This is a genomic window from Nocardiopsis camelliae (assembly GCF_028993595.1).
In the GTDB taxonomy this organism is placed as follows: Bacteria; Actinomycetota; Actinomycetes; order Streptosporangiales; family Streptosporangiaceae; genus Nocardiopsis; species Nocardiopsis dassonvillei.
Map to the genome: position 1 here is coordinate 6,046,176 of NZ_CP118614.1, position 17,192 is coordinate 6,063,367.

A 17,192-nucleotide genomic window follows, 5' to 3' on the forward strand; every position below is an offset into this window, starting at 1 on the left:
GAGCTCGGCGCGAGTCCCTCCCTATCCGGGAAGCCGTGCGGGTGGGCGCGTGCGCCCACCCACACGAAGCTCACTTGCCGGGGTCAGCAGGCCAGTTCAGACCGTGGTCCTCCTCAACCTGGTCCCACAGGGCCAGCAGACGGGTGTGGCGGGTGCGAATCACCCCGTCCGCAGACGGGAAGGCGGGGTGGGCCAGGAACCGGGGGCCGGGCCCGCCGCGGTGGTCGCGGTCCCAGCGACGGACGTGGTCGGCCATGGTGGCGGCGTCGGGACCGTGACCGCAGGCCACGAACTCGTATGTGGCGGAGGCATCGGGTACCGCGGGGAGCAGCAGGTAGGCCAGTGAGGACCCGTCCCACATCGCCGGGATCAGGGCCCGGTTCATGGGCCGGTAGCGGAAATCGTCGGCGGCACCGGTCAGGGTGGCGAAGTTCGGCAGTCCGGTGGCCATCCACATCTGCAGGGTTCCGAAGGGTTCCATGCCAGCGATACGGACCCCGGTGAACTGTTCGTGCGCGGGGAGGGCGAACACTTCGGGCAGGGCTTCGGGTGCAGGCACAGGGTCGGCGTCGGTGGTCAGCTCGACCGTGTCGATGACCGGCACGGTGGTGAGAGCGGGAACGCCCAGACCCTGCATGGGCACGAACCCCGCGTGGTTGCCGGTTTCGCCCAGCAGCAGCGCGCCGTGGCGGGTGAAGGCGTAGACGCGCTGGAAGCCCCGCACCCCCAGGGGGAGCACGAGGCATCCGCCGTCGACGAGCTGCTCGGTCCAGGCCGGGGGCAGGTCGGTGGCGGCGGCCGTGACGATGATCCGGTCGTAGGGTGCGCCGCCGGGGTGGCCGTGTTCGGCGTCGCCGACGACCAGCTCCACGCGGTCGGCGTATCCGGCCTGGGTCAGGTGGGTGCGGGCGCGGTCGATGACCGCGGGGTCGATGTCGATGGAGGTCACCGATCCGGCGGGTCCGACGACCTCAGCGGCCAGTGCGGCGTTGTAGCCGCCCGATCCGACCTCCAGCACCCGCATGCCGGGGCGGAGTCGGGCGCGTTCCAGCATCAGGGTCTGCACCCAGGTCGCTGAGACCGAGCTGGTGGCGGTGCCGTCGTCGGTGAAGCGGGTGCGCAGTACCGTCTCCGGGTCGTAGACCTCCTCCAGAGGGAACTCCGGAGCGAAGGCGTGGCGGGGCACGGTGCGCACCGCTCTGGTGACTGGTTCGGAGTGCAGGGCGTTGATGGCTCGCAGGCGAATGATCATGCGTTCGCGCAGCTCATCAACGCGGTCGGTGTCCGGAGCGGAGGCAGAGGTGTCGGAGGTCGTCACGCTGGCAGGCTAACCAGCCGTGCTCCCGCGCGTGGGGGTTTCCGATGAACCTGCGTGTGCGGCGTCCACCGGCTCTCTCACCGGCCTGTCTCCCAGCTGTGGCCGAATTGACCCGCAACCACAGGACATGGGAGAGCCTGGATGAGGAGACCCGGTACGTCCCACCACACGGCAGGGCGGATGCGGCGACCGCATCCGCCCTGTTCGCGCTACAGCCGCTGGGGCGCCTCGATACCGAGGAGGTCCAGGCCCCGCTCCAGCACGGCCGCGGTGTGCGCGGCCAACGCGAGCCGGGACTCACGAACCCGCCCCTCGGACTTGAGCACCGGACAGTTCTCGTAGAACGAGCTGAACTGCGTGGCCAGCTCGAACAGGTACGTGGCCAACCGGTGCGGCTGGAGGTGGTTCAGGGCCGCCTGCACCGCGCCGGGGAAGCGTGACAGCGCCAACACCAGGTCGCGCTCGGCCTGCTCGGTCAGGACCACCGCAGCACCCAGCGCGGGCACCTGATCGGCACGGCGCATGATGGAGCGGATGCGCGCCAGCGCGTACTGGAGGTAGACGGCGGTGTTGCCGTCCATGGCCAGCATCCGGTCCCAGTCGAACTGGTAGTCCTTGACCCGGTCGGTGGACAGGTCGGCGTACTTGATGGCGCCGATGCCCACCGCGCGGGCGATCTCGCCGCGCTCCGCCTCGGTCAGGTCGGTGCGGTCGGCGACGATAGCGGCGGCCCGCTCCACGCCCTCGTTCAGCAGGTCGGTGAGCTTGAGGGAGGCTCCGGCGCGGGTGCGCAGGATCCGGCCGTCCTCGCCCAGGACGCTGCCGAAGCCCACGTGGGTGGTGGCGGTCTCCGCACTGATCCACTCGGCCTTGCGTGCGGCGGCGAAGATCAGCGCGAAGTGCTGGGCCTGCGGGGAGCCGACCACGTAGATGAGGTGGTCGCCCTTGAGGTCCTGGGCGCGGTAGCGGATGGTGGCCAGGTCGGTGGCGTCGTAGCCGAACCCGCCGTCGCGTTTGCGCACGATCAGCGGCAGCGGGTTGCCCTCGCGGCCGGTGAAGCCGTCGAGGAACACGCACAGGGCGCCTTCGCTGACTTGGGCCAGGCCTCGGCGGGTGAGTTCGTCGGCGACGTCGTTGAGCCAGGGCTGGTAGGAGCTCTCGCCCTTGTAGTCGTCGGGGGTGAGCTTGACGCCGAGCAGGTCGTAGACGGCTTCGATGTGGTGCTTGGACTCGGTGAGCAGCCGCTCCCACAGGGCCAGGGTGTCGGGGTCACCGGCCTGGAGGGCGACCACGCGGGCGCGGGCCCGGTCGGCGAACCCCTCGACGTTGTCGAACTTCTCCCTCGCCTGCTGGTAGAAGACGTTGAGGTCGCTGATGCTGAAGTGCTGCTCGTCCAGGCCCTCGTCGACCAGGTGCTCCACGAGCATGCCGAACGGCGTTCCCCAGTCCCCGAGGTGGTTCTGGCGTATCACCTCGTGTCCGGCGAACTCCATGAAGCGGACCAGCGCGTCACCGATGATGGTGGAGCGCAGGTGGCCGACGTGCATCTCCTTGGCCATGTTCGGCGAGGAGTAGTCGATGATGACGCGTCGCGGGGCTCCGGGCTGGTAGCCGAGCCGGGGGTCGGCGGCCAGGGCCGCGGCGCGCTCTTGCAGCCAGGTGTCGGAGAGGGTGATGTTGATGAACCCGGGGCCGGCGACCTCCACGTTCTGGGCCATGTCGCCCAGGTCGAGGTGGGCTACGATCTCGTCGGCGACCTCGCGGGAGCGTCGTCGCAGGGTCTTGGCCAGCGCCATCGCGGCGTTGATCTGGTAGTCCACGCCCTCGCGCTGGGAGGGTCGGACCACCGCCTGCTCGACCGTGCAGGCCACGTCGAACGCGGCGCTGACGGCAGCGACGACACGCTGACCGAGATCGTCTCCGATGTCCCCTGTCACAACATTCCTTACCTTTTGTCGCTGGTCATCCCTGGTCTGAGTTCCGGGGATGGTTTGAGTCTGTCACGGTGGCCGACCTGTTCACTGGAGGTTTTTACCGGACCGACGTGGATGGCCTACCCGTGACCGAGACCCACTTCGGCACCCTGGTGGAGACCGACCTCCAGCGCGTGGACGAACTGTTCCGCCGGGCACAAGTCCTACCCGTCCGCCACGCTGTCGTGGCTACCGTGGTCAAGTAAGAGGAGTACATGAAGAGGGTCCGCGGCAACGGCGGTTCCCGATCCAGCCTGCGATCGGAGGGCACCATCATCCTGGGCCGCTACAGAACGCACTGTCAGATCGCCACCGTCCTCTCATCACCCGAGCCCGGCCCCGGGGGGTTCGTCTCCGCGCGGGTCGTGCGCGCTGACGACGCCCCGCAGGACAAGCCCCGGGCCTCCATCGACGGGGCCTGGTGGCGCCCGGCGGAGGAGGGCAGCCCGGTCGAATACGCGCCCCTGCTGCCCGAGGTATGACCGGGAAAACAGCGGGTGGGTGGGAAGCCCCTGAAGGGTCGTGGGCTTCCTCCCCCGGCAACCGGCGGAGCATGCGCGCCAACCGCAGCCGCGACACCAAGCCCGAGCTCGCCATCCGGCGCCTGGTGCACGCCGCCGGGCTGCGCTACCGGGTCGCGGCCAAACCCCTGCCGAGGATGAGGCGCACCGCCGACCTGCTCTTCCGCCCCGCCAAGGTAGCGGTGTTCGTGGACGGGTGCTTCTGGCACGGCTGCCCCGACCACTTCGTCGCCCCGAAGACCAACCCCGGCTACTGGGAGGACAAGATCACGGACAACAAGGGCCGCGACCGCGACACCGACGCAAGGCTGGAGGAGGCCGGGTGGCTGGTGCTGCGCTTCTGGGAGCACCAGGACCCGGCTGAGTGCGCCGGGGCCGTGGTCTCGGCCGTCTCAGCCCGTAGGGAACAGCTGCAGCAGCCCCGTGTGTTCGACTAGCCCCTCGGGTCGCTCGGCAGGGATTGCAACACCTGCCTCGACGGCCTGCAGCGCAGCGCTGATAGCCTCCCCCACCTCTTGGGGCACCGGGCGGGAAGGCGTGCCTTGGTCGATACGGTCTCGGCGCCGCCAGGCGTAGGCGGTCCCGGCAGGAGATATCCAGATCGCATGCCACGTCCGCGACGCTGCGTCCGGCTTGAACCGAGTCCGGGATCTTGCCGCGGAACTCGGCCGGGTACCCACTACGTCCCGCAATGCCCTCCTTCAAGTGTCACGTGGTCCCAGGGCCCAGAAATCCGACTCCGAAAAACGCAGGGCACACCGGAGCCCCTATCACACCCGGAACGAGACAGGTCAGCGAGATAGCGCTAGTAAGAGCCGGGGATACGCTGCGATCACTGGGAACAGCCGGAACAGCGGGCACCATCACCCACTGCCCTCACCTCGATCGGTATCCCGTTCTCCGCGGTGTTCACGCTGGCAACCGTGATGTCGATGACTCCGGAACAGCGCTCGACGGATCCATGAGCAGACCTCGTCCATGAGGCTCGGCCCTGCCGAGGGAACACAGCCATGACGGTGGATTCCCAGGAATCGTCTACAACCGCCACTTTGCGTGACAGGCCTCCAGAAATTGGGCCGGAGCCAGCGCTGACGAACAGAACCAGGGACAATGAGGATGGTTCCATCTGCGCAAGGGTCGCGATTGTCCATATCCGACGGATAGCATCCGAGCCTTGGCAGACCAGTCGTATCGGCACAGACAGGAGGCTTTAATGCAGGTCCAAGAGGTAGTGCCAGAGCCTGCCGGTCTGGTCGCGTCTCTGGCCGCATTCGGATACACCGTCGAAGCCTCTATCGCGGACCTCGTCGACAACTCGGTCTCTGCTGGTGCGACACAGGTCGACGTAGATCTGACCTGGGAGGGGGCTGACTCGTGGGTCGCGGTCAGCGACAACGGCAAAGGAATGTCCGAGAGCGAGCTGGTCACCGCTATGACCGTCGCTGCCCGCTGGGGCGCGGAGCGCGACAAAGCTGATCTGGGTCGCTTCGGTATGGGACTCAAATCCGCGTCCTTCGCCCACGCCCGCCTACTCACAGTCGCGAGCCGGAGAGCCGCAGAAGATTGGCACGTCCGGACCTGGGACCTCGATCTCATCAGCGAGAAGGGCAGGTGGCTCCTGCTCGAAGGGGTCACGGCGGAAGCCGAAGGACCCCTCAGGCAGGTGCTCGAGGTGATCGATGGCCCGGGCACCGTGGTGCTGTGGCAGCGCTTGTCTGCCTATCAGGGGGTTCCTGAGCAGGACCCGAGGGTGAAGCATCAGTTCCTCCTGGAGTCGGGGAATGTGACGAGACATCTGGGTCTCACCTTCCACCGCTTCCTCGACGGGCCGCGGGCGGTCCGCTTGAGGGTCAACAGTGCCCCTGTGCAGCCCTGGGACCCGTTCCTCCAGAACCATCTGGCGACCGTGAGAATGCCGACCGAAGAGCTGCTCCTCGGCGAGCACCTGGTGAAGGCCACTCCTTTCGTCTTGCCTGCTCCTCACCGGCTGACGAACGAGGAGCGTGAGGCGGCCGGTCGAGACCGGGGTTGGTTGAAGCTGCAGGGCCTGTACATCTACCGCAGAGACCGGTTGATCGCGGCTGGCGGCTGGTACAGGCTGCGCAAGCGGGAAGAGAAGTTCAATCAGGCGCGGATCGCAGTGGAAGTCCCCGCAGAGACGGACGAGCACTGGAAAGTCGACGTCAAGAAGTCCACGGCCTGGCCTCCCGTTTCTCTGCGGCGTCCCCTGAAGGGCATCGCGGACCGCGCATGCAAGGAGGCGGCTACCAGCATGCGCACCCGGGGGCGGGTCGCGGCGATGCGGCACGACTCCCGGCTCGAGTTCGCATGGAAACTCGATAAGCGGGGCGACGGCACCATCACCTGCAGGATCAACCGTAAGCACAGCGTGATCCAGGCCCTCCTGAGCGAGGCCGAAGAACTCCAGGCCACCCAGATCGGTGCCCTCCTGCGACTGCTGGAAGAAGCGTTGCCTATCGCAGGCCTGCGCGTGCTCCACGAGACCGACGCCGCAGACGACCCCGAGCCGTTCGACGGCGGATCTCCCGACAGCGATATGGAGCAGGTCGCGCGAAACATGGTGGACGTGCTCGTCCGCAAGGGCATCAGCGAGCGGGAAGCCCTCGTGATGATCAGTCGCATGGCTCCGTTCGACGAGCTCAAGGGCTTCTGGGATCAAGACCACGACGAAGACAGGGGACGCGCATGAGTGACGAGACGGATATCTCGGCAGAGGACACCGACGAAGCCATCAAGATGGTCTTGAGCGCGCTCGACAAGCACGACCATCCGACGGTGGAGCAGATCACGACGGCCGTGGACGCGGTGCTCGCCGTGCAGGGCATGCTGGGCAACAACGTCGACAGCGATGTCGTCCGCCGACAGGTGGAGTCGATCGTCACTGTCACTCAGGAGGAGACCGGCGGCCTCGTCGACGACGACCCGACCTCCCATGTGAAGTGGCTCGACGAGCTCCGGGCCGACCCCGGCAAGGAGTGGCCGTTCTGGGACCGTTACGCCGAGTACATGAAGAAGCACCAGAAGCTTCCGCTCCAAGTCGTGCAGGTCTTGGACGACACCACTGCCAAGGTCTTGGGCGAGCTCGAGAGCCCCGACCGCGAAGGCGAGTGGCAGCGCCGAGGGCTGGTGATCGGAGACGTCCAGTCCGGCAAGACCGGACAGTTCATCGGGCTCGCTGCGAAGGCCGCCGATGCCGGATACAAGCTCATCGTGATCCTCGCGGGTGTCCTGGACGATCTTCGGGCTCAGACGCAGACCCGCGTCGACAAGGGACTACTCGGGTACGACACCAGCCGCCAGCAGCAGGTTCGGGGTCGGCACAAGATCGGCGTCGGGAGGATGCGCGGTTTCAAACACCCCGACATCAACTCCCTGACCACACAGAAACTGAAGGGTGACTTCAACAAGAACTTCGCTCAGCAGCTCGGCTTCAAGATCGGCGGCACTCCGGTAGTGCTCGTCATCAAAAAGCACCAGTCGATCATCAACCACGTCACCGAATGGATGAGCAGCATGCACGGTGAGGAGGTCGGAGACGGCAAGAGCAAGGTTCGCGACGTCCCCCTTCTCCTGATCGACGACGAGGCGGACAACGCCAGCATCAACACCAACAAGGCCGGTGACGGCCCCACTTCGATCAACAAGTCCATCCGTGCGCTGCTGAACGCTTTCGAGAAGGCCTCGTACGTCGGGTACACGGCGACTCCCTACGCCAACATCTTCATCGACCCCGACGTCGACGACCCTGAACACGGCAAGGACCTCTTCCCGGAGAGCTTCGCCCTGACGCTGCACCCCCCGTCGAACTACTTCGGTCCCGAGCGCCTCTTCGGCCTGGTCGGAGACGACGGGGACGACGAGATGGAGCCGCTGCCCCTGACTCGCGACATCAACGATGCCGCCTCATGGGTGCCCGACGGCCACAAGGCATCGCTCGTAATCGGGAAGACGATGCCCGAGAGCCTGAAAAAGGCCGTTGACGCTTTCGTCCTGGGTTGTGCCGCCCGTCGAGCACGGGGGAAGAAGGACGACATCAAGTCGATGCTCGTCCATGTCACCCGCTTCAAAAAGGTGCAGGAGCAGGTGGCAGAGCAGGTCTTGGGCTACCTGCTCGAGACCCAACAAGATCTCGCCGCCAGATTCGGCACCAACGCTCAGCGCCGCCTCGACCGGTTGCAGGAGCTCTGGGAGAAGGACTTCGAGACGACGACGAAGCACTTCCCCGCCGAAGACGCCAAGCGCCTCAAGTGGAAGCAGGTGAAGGAGCACCTGCCCGAAGCGGTCGACAGGATCGAGGTGCGCAAGGTCAACGGTGACGCGAAGGACGCCCTCGAGTACGAGCAGCGCAAAGGGACCGGTTGGTCCGTCATCGCAGTCGGCGGGCAGAAGCTCTCCCGGGGCCTCACGCTGGAAGGGCTCACGGTCTCGTACTACCTCAGGCTCTCGAGCACCTATGACACGCTGCTGCAGATGGGGCGCTGGTTCGGATACCGCCCCGGTTACGAGGACCTGTGCCGCCTCTACACCACCAAGACACTGGTGAGCCGGTACCGGTGGATCACGCAGGCTACCGCCGAGCTCCGCCGAGACATCGACGAGATGGGAGTGCTCGGAGAGTCTCCCAAGAGCTACGGGATGAAGGTCATGGACGGTCCCCTCGGTCTCGCGATCACCGCACCGAACAAACGGCGGGAAGGCACCTCTGTCCGGTTGTCGTTCTCCGAGGAGCTTGCCGAGACCACGGTCTTCGACCTGTCCGGCGAAGTTCCGGAACGAAACAGGAAGACCCTGACAGGATTCGCCCAGCACTTGGACTCCCTGTACATGCGTGATCGCGGTGCCGCGGACAAGGGCGAAGGAATGGTCTGGCGCAATGTCTCGGCCGAGGACGTCGCCGCGATGTTCTTCGACAGGTACGAGACATCTCCCGAGGCCCACCGGGTCAAGCCTGAACTGATCGCCAGGTACATCCGGCAGTGCGCCGAGAAGGACGAGCTGGGGAACTGGACCGTCCGGGTAGTCAACAAACGGGCCAGAGACAAGAACAGGATCGACCCCCACCAGTACAAGATCAAGGTGGGCGAAGACGAGCTCTGGGTCACACACCGCATAGAACTCGAGCGGTCCACTCCTGAGCGCAAGGTCATCAAGCGTGTGCTGAGCCCCGTGCACGAGTCCTACGACATGACCGGGGAGCAGCAGGAAGCAGGGCGACGCGCGGGAAAGAAGACCTCCGGGGTCCCCACCGGAAAGCCCCTGCGCAAGCAGCGGAATCCGCAGCAGGCCCTCCTGCTCATCTACCCGATCGACTACCCCTTGGAGAAATACGGCCCCGACTCCAACGAGAGCGGGCGCATGGAGCAGGAGCCGGGTGACAACCCGGAGACGAACCCCTACCTCGTCGGGTTCGCCGTGGCATTCCCCCCATCTGCCGGTGCGGTCGGCGTCAACTACACGGTCAACAACAAGTGGTTCGAAGAGCCGGTCGACGATGCAGAGGACGAGGCGTGACCATCACCGAAGCATTGTGGCGGGAACTCGATCAGGAGGGCGGAACGGGCGGTGCAGGAGGGTGGCTCGTGCGTCGCCTGTACCCCGACAGCGAGCAGAACATCTGGATCGGCGTCTCGCGTCTCGATGGTCGGCGCCGGCTCACGATCAGGGCTCCCCGCCCGGCCTTCCTCAAGGTGGCCAAGCGCCTGCGCACCCTTGACGATGTCGTCGGCATCGAGCTGGACGTGATCTCGGCATCGACCCTGCACGTGGTCCTGAACAGTCTGGACCTCTCTGAACCTTTCACCGCGTTGGCGTCAGACCTGGCTCAGCGCGCCTCCAGGAGCACTACTGCGAAGGTCGTGGACGACGTACTCGACCAGTACGCCCTCTGGCGCAGGATGCTGAAGGAGGTGGGCCGGAGCGGCTTGGGCGGAGAGGCGCGACGCGGCCTCTTCGGTGAGCTCTACACGCTGCGCCACCACTTGATCCCTGCAGTAGGGGCAGCGGACGCTGTAGAAGCCTGGACCGGCCCGGACGGCACGAACCAGGACTTCCAGCTCCCCGGGTGCGCTGTCGAGGCGAAGTGCACGTCCAACCGCAACCCGGCCGTCCTCACGATCAGCGACGAGAAGCAGCTCGACCGTGCTGGTGCTGGCCGCCTCTTCCTGAGCTCCGTAGTCGTCGACGAACGTCGAGGAGGGGTGGGGACGAGCCTGAGAGCGATAGTGGAGGAGGTGCGCAACCAGCTTCCCGTCGTGCTCCGGGCCGACTTCGAACAGCGTCTGGCGAAGACCGGTTACCTGGGCATTCACGCTGAAAAGTACGATGAGCCGCGCTACACGGTGACCGGTTCCGACGTGTGGGAGGTCAGCGACGGGTTTCCGTGTCTGACAGTCGAGAATATCCCCGCCGGGATCAGCGGGTGCACCTACAGGATCGACACCCGGGTCTTGGCAGAGTATGCGTGCGACGCGGACGAGTTCCGCAGCGCACTGAGGAGCGGCAGTGAGCAGTAAAGAAGATCTCGAGGACTACGCCGCACAACTGACCGGCGAGGTTTTCGAGACTGCTTCTGACAAAAACGAGTCGCAGCGCGACGTCTTCGCACAGCGGATCCTCGACTTGTTGCACGAGGGCGGGTTCGTCAACAACCCCGAGGTCGAGTACCTCGAGAAACCCGGGATCTTGCTGCACGGGTACGGATACACCGATGACGGTCTCGTCCTGGAGCTGTACACGAGTGCGTTCTCATACGACCGCCCCCGCCTGAACAAGGGGCTTCTCGACAGGTACTTCCGGCGTGCGACCGCCTTCCTGAAGAAGGCGGAGAAGATCAAGGCTGCCAGCGATCCCAAGACGGGGATCTACCGCATGTGCGAGGTGGTGATCGCCGCGCTGGAGAGCCCGGCCTTGACACGCATCAGGGTCTTCTTCATGACCTCGAGCAGCAGTGGGACCTCCTCGATGCCGGAGCCGGTCGACTTCAACGGCGTCCCGGTCGAATACCACCTGTACGACCTGCCGCGCATCTACAAGATGGAGAAGGCCGGAATCGCCAGCGAGCAGATAGAGGTCAAGCTCGACCCGCCCCTGCCATGCCTGCCCGCGCAGGCCAACGACGACGACCACTCGGTCTACCTGGCTGTCATCCCCGGTCGAGTGCTCGCCGAGCTGTACGACGAGTACCGCGCCCGCCTCTTGCAGCTGAACGTGCGGGCCTTCCTGCAGGCACGCGGCAAGGTGAACAAGGGGATCCGCGACACTGCGATCGAGCACCCGGCCTGGTTCCTGGCCTACAACAACGGCATCACCGCCACCGCCTCGGACGCGGACTTCGAACGCGACGAGTCGGGTCGCGGGATAGCCATCACGAGCCTGACCGACCTGCAGATCGTCAACGGCGGGCAGACGACCGCGACCCTCCACCACGTCTTCAGCAGAGACAAGAACACGTTGGAAGGGGTGGACGTGCAGATGAAGCTGACTCTGGTACCCCCTGACAAGCGCGACGAGGTGGTGCGCAAGATCTCCGAGTACTCCAACACGCAGAACCGCGTCTCCCAGGTGGACTTCTCCTCCAATGACAAGTTCCACGTCAAGTTCGAGGCCGTCTCCCGGAACGTGTGGGCTCCGCCTGCGCGCAACTCCCTCCTGGACACCCGATGGTTCTACGTGCGGACCAGGGGAGCCTATGAGGTCGAACTCAACAAGAACACGACGACCGCGACCAGGCGGAAGTTCAGGGCTGAGAACCCTCCTGCCCAGAAGTTCGACAAGACGGAGCTGGCCAAGTACGTCAACTGCTGGTCGGGCAAGCCCTACAAGGTCGCTCTGGGCGCCCAGAAGAACTTCGTGGACTTCCAGGGACACGTGACCGAGTACCCGCCGCTGATCGATGCCACCTACGTGCAGCGGACGATCGCCCTGAAGATGCTGTTCACCGCCGTCGACTCGGTCGCTCGAGCGCAGGGCGCGGGCTCCAACAAGTCTGCGGTGACCGCGTACACCATGGCGATGCTCTGCCATGCAACCGGCCACCGAATCGACCTCGACCGCATCTGGCGCGAACAGGCGGACTACGGGGAGAAGGAACCCAGGGTCACTCCTGCCCTGCTGGAGGCCATCCGGAGTCTGTGCGCCCCTGTCATGACGGTCATCCTCAACGGAGGCGGTCACCCGATCGAGTGGGCCAAGAAACCCGAGTGCTGGACCGAAGTACAAGCGATCGATTGGAAGGTCCCGACCGCCCTCGAGGACGAACTGCGCCCCACCATGCTCAAGCTCGAGCGAAGCGAGGCGGAGGCCAGCGAAGACCTGAACCAGCGTTTCGAAGAGGTCGCCGCCGATGACTGGCAGTCCGCCTACGAATGGGGCCAGGAAACCGACCGCCTCGAACCCGCCGAGCTCGCGGCGCTGGACACCGTGGTGAACCTGCTGGAGCGTGGCGAGCCCGTCTCGGATACGCGTGCGTTGCGTGCTCTGGAAGCCTACGACAAGGCTCTGCAAGCGGGGTTCGATCCCGACCCGGAGTAAGGGCACATATGGGCGGGGCGAGGGGTTTTCCGACACCAAGTGGCGTCGGAAAACCCCTCGCCCCTCCCGCTCAGCCCTCAGGGGAGAGCTCGGAGAAAAGGTCCAGTCCCTCCTGATGGCGTGCGGTGCGAGCAGCCCATGCACGCTTCGACCCCGCGGACTTGCTCTTCACCTGTTCGGCCCGCAGATCCTCGATCCTTTGGACCTCGGCAGGGTCCTTCGCGGTGACGCAGAACTTCTGCAGAGGGCAGTTGTCACAGTCCACCTGGTTGGTTTCGCACAGCTGTTGCCCGATGCGGTGCACTGCCGCCACGCGCAAGGAAGCGTTGTCATCGGCCCCGATCAGGCGCGACAGATCCACGCGTCCCTCTGTGCCCTTGTTGAACACGTGGGACTGCGTCCCGGCCACACGAGCCGCGACCCGCTGGGAGGGGGCAGAACTGAGCAGGAGGTCGGGTCCGTTGCGCAGGATCGTGTACATCTTGACCTCGGTCGGCTTCAGCGAGATGCCGACGGCGACCCGCTGGATCTCCTCCGGAGTATCCTTCTCCTCCCGGGAGGCCGCCCACAGAGCTGTTCGAGCCACACCCCTGCGGAGCCGCTCGAGCTTCTTCCGGGCCGACGCGGTGGGAGCCAGAACCAGCAGCTCTTCGAGGGATTCGTTCGAGAGGGCGCTGACGCCGTCCAACACGGCCATCATCGAAACCAGCTGCCCGTGGGTCAGCTTACTGCCGGCCAGTATCGACATCACGGCCGCCTGGACCGGTCCCATCTTCTCACCGGGGAAGTAGAACCACATGTCCCCCTCCCGCTGCTGACGGGCCCAGGCGTTCAGTCCTTCCCTGAGACGCCCGGCCTCCGTGGTCGCACCGTCGATGGGTTGGCAGTTGTCCAAGGGAAGCAGCGCCGTGGCCGCAGCCTTTCCCAGGAGGGGGGGGACGGCGTTACCGATCTGCCGGAAGGCGTCCGACCGGGTGCCTGCGAAACGGAACGAGTCGGGGAAGGACTGCACCCGAGCGGCCTCACGCACAGTGAGGGTGCGGTGCTCGGTCGGGTGAATGTACCAGTACCCGTCCTTGGCCAAGTGCGCGGTGATGGTGCGCGAGAGGTCATCACCGCGCAGCCGATGATATTTGTCCTTGAACTTCGAAGTGTCGTACCGGAGCGCGACGGTGCCGTCCAGATCCGCGTAGGTCAGGTCCGTGGTCAGTTTTTCGAAGACGTAGAAGTCGTCCTCTCGAACGCGCCGTGAGTAGTGGTCGTGCACGAAATCCCTGTCGGCCTCGGGAACGTCCTGACGCATCAACTTCACGAAGCCGGAAGCGTCGTCTCCCTGGTCCTTGTAGGGCATGACGGTCATGCCGACGTCTCCGCGCGGAGCCGTGACCCATGTGAAAGGCCGTCGCTTCGCGGCGTACTGCACGGGCAGGTGCTCCCTGTCCCGGTGCAGCTCGAAAGGCGGGGCGTTCTTGGGGCGGTCGGTGCGGTCCTCCCAGCCGGGCAGGGGGACGACAGTGATTGTGGGCAGGTCCCCGATCGCCTCATTGAGGGTCACCCGCGGCTGCTTCTCGGGCCAGGGGAACGCCTCGACGTCCCGGCGGGCAAGGAGGATCAGACGCTTACGCTGTTGGGGCACGCCGTGCTGCCAGGCGGGCACGATCCGGGTCTCGACCGCATAGCCCCGACGTTCGAGCCTCTCCTCGATAATGCGAATCACAGCGAAGTCGTCATGCAGCCCCATGTCGGGGACGTTCTCCATCAGGACGGCACGAGGGTTGAGTTGCTCGACGATGTCGAGGTAAGCCTGCCACAGCTCCTTGCGCGCGTCCTCCGGGTTGCGCCCGTGCCTACGCACCAAGTCGCGGATCTTGTTGCGTCCGGCGAGGGAGAACGGCTGGCAGGGCGGACCTCCTGCGACTAAGTCGATCTCGGCCTGACCGAGCAGCGCCACGAGCTCGTCACGGACCTCGGGGTCGCCCAGGTCCCGCATGAGACTCAGGCCGGAAAAGTTGTGCGCGTGCGTCTCGACGGCCCGGTCGTCGAAGTCGATGCCAGCGGCGATGGTCCAGCCGGCTTCCTTGATGCCGTAGCTCAGGCCGCCGGCACCGGTGAACAGGTCCACGGCGAGCAGCTTGCCCGCAGCAACCTTCGCTGCCGCCCACCCCTGAAAATCGTCCTCGGTCGCGACGTGGTCGTGATGCGGTTCGAGGTGCACGTACTCCGACCGCTTGAGCGGTACGCCGTACCCAGATGACTTCCTGACCACGTGCTCCTCCGTATGGCTGGGGCTGATACCGCTCCAGGGCCCGCCCAACCACCGACACGATGAGCGCCTGGCGGAGCGGGGACTGGACCAGGTATGGAATCGGACCGCAGCCCTGACCAGGGCTACAGAGCGCTGTGACCAGGCACGACCGCGCAACGTCTTTCCGAAGGTCAAATAATACCGAGTCACGCAACAGAGCAGGTCACAGCGCCTCGTTTTGCTCTTCGACCAGGAACAACTTGTTGACCACCTCCTCAGATTCTGCCACTACCGGGTCTCACCGAGCCCCCGGGGAGGAGGCCCCCAGACCGGTGGGCGGCGCGCATCTCCACGGGTTACCCGGGGACTCTCTATCTGTGCCGTGAACTGCGGTTCTCGGATGTTTCGGGCGTAGCAGGCGGCCCTGCACTCCACCGGTGGGACGTGGTCGATCTCACCGTGGAGCCACGTGTCATTGCACCAAGCCGCCCAATCGGCAGCGGCGATCTCGACCCTGTCCAATGTTTTCCACAGGCAGCGCGGCTTGATCAGCTGCCTCGTGCCGGGTGTGTTGTGTCCTGCGTTTTTCGGAGTCGGTTTTCCGGATCCCGGGTGTTGTGTCCCGCTCTCGGTGGAGTCGGGTTGTCGGACTCGGGGGACACCTGATCGGTCCTACGGATTTGGTCCGTGGCTTGCAAGACGGGGCGATTGCTCGGTGATTGCTCCGGTACTGGGGGCAGGGTGGCCTCCGATGGCGCCGGGTAGTCCTGTGTGGTGTCGGCGCTGTGGGGCGCCAGGGGCGCATATCTCCGCGGCCGGAGTGGGCTTTTAGAGCTCATCTTATTTCGTAAGTCTGCGGAAACAGATGAGGATGCAGGCAATGTCAGTGAAGGCTAGAAAGTGGTCGGCCGGTAACGGCGGTGTAGGCAGCGGCATCCGGCCAGCCACGCCATCGTGCGCTCAACCCTCCAGCAGTGTCGCCCTAACCGTTGCGAGGGCTCCACTCCCTTGTGGGCCAGACGGTGCACGATCCCCCGCTGGCGCAGGTGGGCGCAATCGTACCCCTTACCGCCGTGCAGCTTGGCCGGGCGAGGTCTTCGTGGTCCACGGCGAGACCGGAGCAGGGGAATCCATTGCAGCAGCGGTTGCAAGGCCTAGCTGTCGTCGGTGCTGGCCCCCGAGACCGCTACGGACAAGCACAGACCCGCCCAATCGGTGATCAGATGGGTCTTCGACCCTTTCTTGCCCCGATCGTCAGGATCCGGACCCGTCAGGTCCCCCCTTTGAGGGCTCGCATGTTCACCGAATCGATCGCGCACCGCGACCAGTCCAGCTCACCGGGGGAATCGAGTTCGTCCAAGACCAAGCGGTGGAGCTTGGCCCAGAACCGGGTGCGAGTTCGCTCGGCAAAGCTGCGGTGCGGGGTGGCACCAGGGACCGAACGTCGGTGGGAGTTGGGCCCGAGTGCAAACGAAAGTGGCCACGAAGATGATCGCGGCCAACACTTGGCGGTCGCCGTGACTGCGTCGCCCGCCGTCCTGTGGGCAGGTGGGCGCCTCGGGCACCACCCGGTGAAACAGTTCCCACCGCTCGTTCGGCACCAGCCGCTCCACCATCGGCACAGAAGCAGGCTACCGAAAACCCGAATGAGATGATCTCCTAATCCGCAGGTTCAGGTATTGACCCTCTGGGACTGACTAGCGGATGACGGGACTCGTCCCGACACACAGCAGTGCCTCGATCACGGCCGGCACGAAATAGCACCAGGTGACGGGCCAGATGAGTTCGGACCTTGATGTCGTTAGAGACATTGTTAACATGAAAGATCACATAAAGCCACATACGGACAAAAGCGTCGAAATAGGCACACAAGGCCCAATTCAGGGACTTGGATGGATGTGGCAGGCGAAGCCTTCGCCTAACATGTCTAACACCCTACCGAGGGAGGGAACACTGTGAACCAGCAGAGCAACAGCCACTCCAAGCCCTCAAGCCAGCGCTCGAACCGACAACCCTGCTGGCTGTGACCGTCATCGTCCACGACAAAGACACCAACCGCGCCCTTCTCATGCAACGCAGCGAGGACACCAAGTCCGCCCAAGGCTTGCGAGAAATCCTGACCGACGAAAGCGAACCAGGCGTCCGTATCACCGAGACCACAGCCCCACGTTAAGAGGAAATCGGCCTGACCGAAAAACCCGCAGTCCTCAGATCCACCCATATCACCCACGGGGCTTGGGGTGTCGAGATCCCAGCCGGTCCCATCAGGGCGACCTTCGTGGCCTACAACTATGCCTCTAATTTGAAGAACCGCGAACCCCACAAGCGCTCTTATGTCTGCTGGGTCGACGCCAAAAACACTCGGAAGCCTCCGTCTTTAAATATTCAGATTATTGCTTCATCGTCCAAACCATGGGATAGACGTGAAGACTCAGGGTTGGACAATGTCGCGACGCCTGTTAGTTCCCTATCGCCTTGAGTCCCCCCACACTGCTAGAAGAACGATAAAAATCTACATCGATCATTTAAACCTGACCAGGTTCGCAGTAGTCAGCAAAGACATCGAAGAGAACCATAGAAAAGTT

At 64.9% G+C, this 17,192-nt stretch carries 10 protein-coding genes and 1 pseudogene; 7 read left to right on the forward strand and 4 right to left on the reverse strand.

Annotation, left to right across the window (positions count from 1 at the left end; genetic code table 11):
- Positions 1–70: 70 nt before the first annotated feature.
- Entirely contained in the window at positions 71–1,318 is a 1,248-nt protein-coding gene (gene fxlM, locus PV789_RS26395) for a methyltransferase, FxLD system (protein ID WP_274975053.1), read from the reverse strand.
- A 209-nt stretch (positions 1,319–1,527) separates the two neighbouring features.
- Positions 1,528–3,255, reverse strand: coding sequence for an arginine--tRNA ligase (argS, locus tag PV789_RS26400; RefSeq protein WP_274975054.1), 1,728 nt, complete (start codon positions 3,253–3,255; stop codon positions 1,528–1,530).
- 251 nt (positions 3,256–3,506) lie between these two features.
- Here argS and PV789_RS26405 point away from each other — a divergent pair, with 251 nt between their 5' ends.
- From PV789_RS26405 to PV789_RS26430, 6 genes are all read left to right on the forward strand, one after another.
- Entirely contained in the window at positions 3,507–3,773 is a 267-nt protein-coding gene (locus PV789_RS26405; RefSeq protein ID WP_274975055.1) for a NaeI family type II restriction endonuclease, read from the forward strand.
- Positions 3,770–4,249 carry a very short patch repair endonuclease gene (locus PV789_RS26410; protein ID WP_274975056.1) on the forward strand — a complete coding sequence of 160 codons (480 nt, stop codon included), beginning with the start codon at positions 3,770–3,772 and terminating at the stop codon, positions 4,247–4,249. The genes PV789_RS26405 and PV789_RS26410 overlap by 4 nt, the downstream gene beginning before the upstream one ends.
- Positions 4,250–4,986: 737 nt before the next feature.
- Positions 4,987–6,522, forward strand: coding sequence for an ATP-binding protein (locus PV789_RS26415; RefSeq protein WP_274975057.1), 1,536 nt, complete (start codon positions 4,987–4,989; stop codon positions 6,520–6,522).
- Complete coding sequence (locus PV789_RS26420) at positions 6,519–9,344, forward strand: Z1 domain-containing protein (RefSeq protein ID WP_274975058.1); 2,826 nt, start codon at positions 6,519–6,521, stop codon at positions 9,342–9,344. Before PV789_RS26415 ends, PV789_RS26420 begins: the two co-directional genes overlap by 4 nt.
- Positions 9,341–10,345, forward strand: coding sequence for a PD-(D/E)XK motif protein (locus PV789_RS26425; RefSeq protein WP_274975059.1), 1,005 nt, complete (start codon positions 9,341–9,343; stop codon positions 10,343–10,345). The genes PV789_RS26420 and PV789_RS26425 overlap by 4 nt, the downstream gene beginning before the upstream one ends.
- Entirely contained in the window at positions 10,335–12,362 is a 2,028-nt protein-coding gene (locus PV789_RS26430; protein WP_212642511.1) for an AIPR family protein, read from the forward strand. The genes PV789_RS26425 and PV789_RS26430 overlap by 11 nt, the downstream gene beginning before the upstream one ends.
- A 70-nt stretch (positions 12,363–12,432) precedes the next feature.
- Here PV789_RS26430 and PV789_RS26435 read toward each other — a convergent pair whose 3' ends face one another.
- Positions 12,433–14,628, reverse strand: coding sequence for a DNA cytosine methyltransferase (locus tag PV789_RS26435; RefSeq protein WP_212642510.1), 2,196 nt, complete (start codon positions 14,626–14,628; stop codon positions 12,433–12,435).
- Positions 14,629–15,447: 819 nt separating this feature from the next.
- Positions 15,448–16,229 (reverse strand): annotated as a pseudogene (locus PV789_RS26440) (IS5 family transposase).
- A 401-nt stretch (positions 16,230–16,630) separates the two neighbouring features.
- On the opposite strand from PV789_RS26440, the gene PV789_RS26445 reads away from it, so the two are divergent.
- On the forward strand, positions 16,631–16,780 hold the full coding sequence (locus PV789_RS26445) for a hypothetical protein (protein WP_212642509.1): 150 nt from the start codon (positions 16,631–16,633) through the stop codon (positions 16,778–16,780).
- Positions 16,781–17,192: the final 412 nt, after the last annotated feature.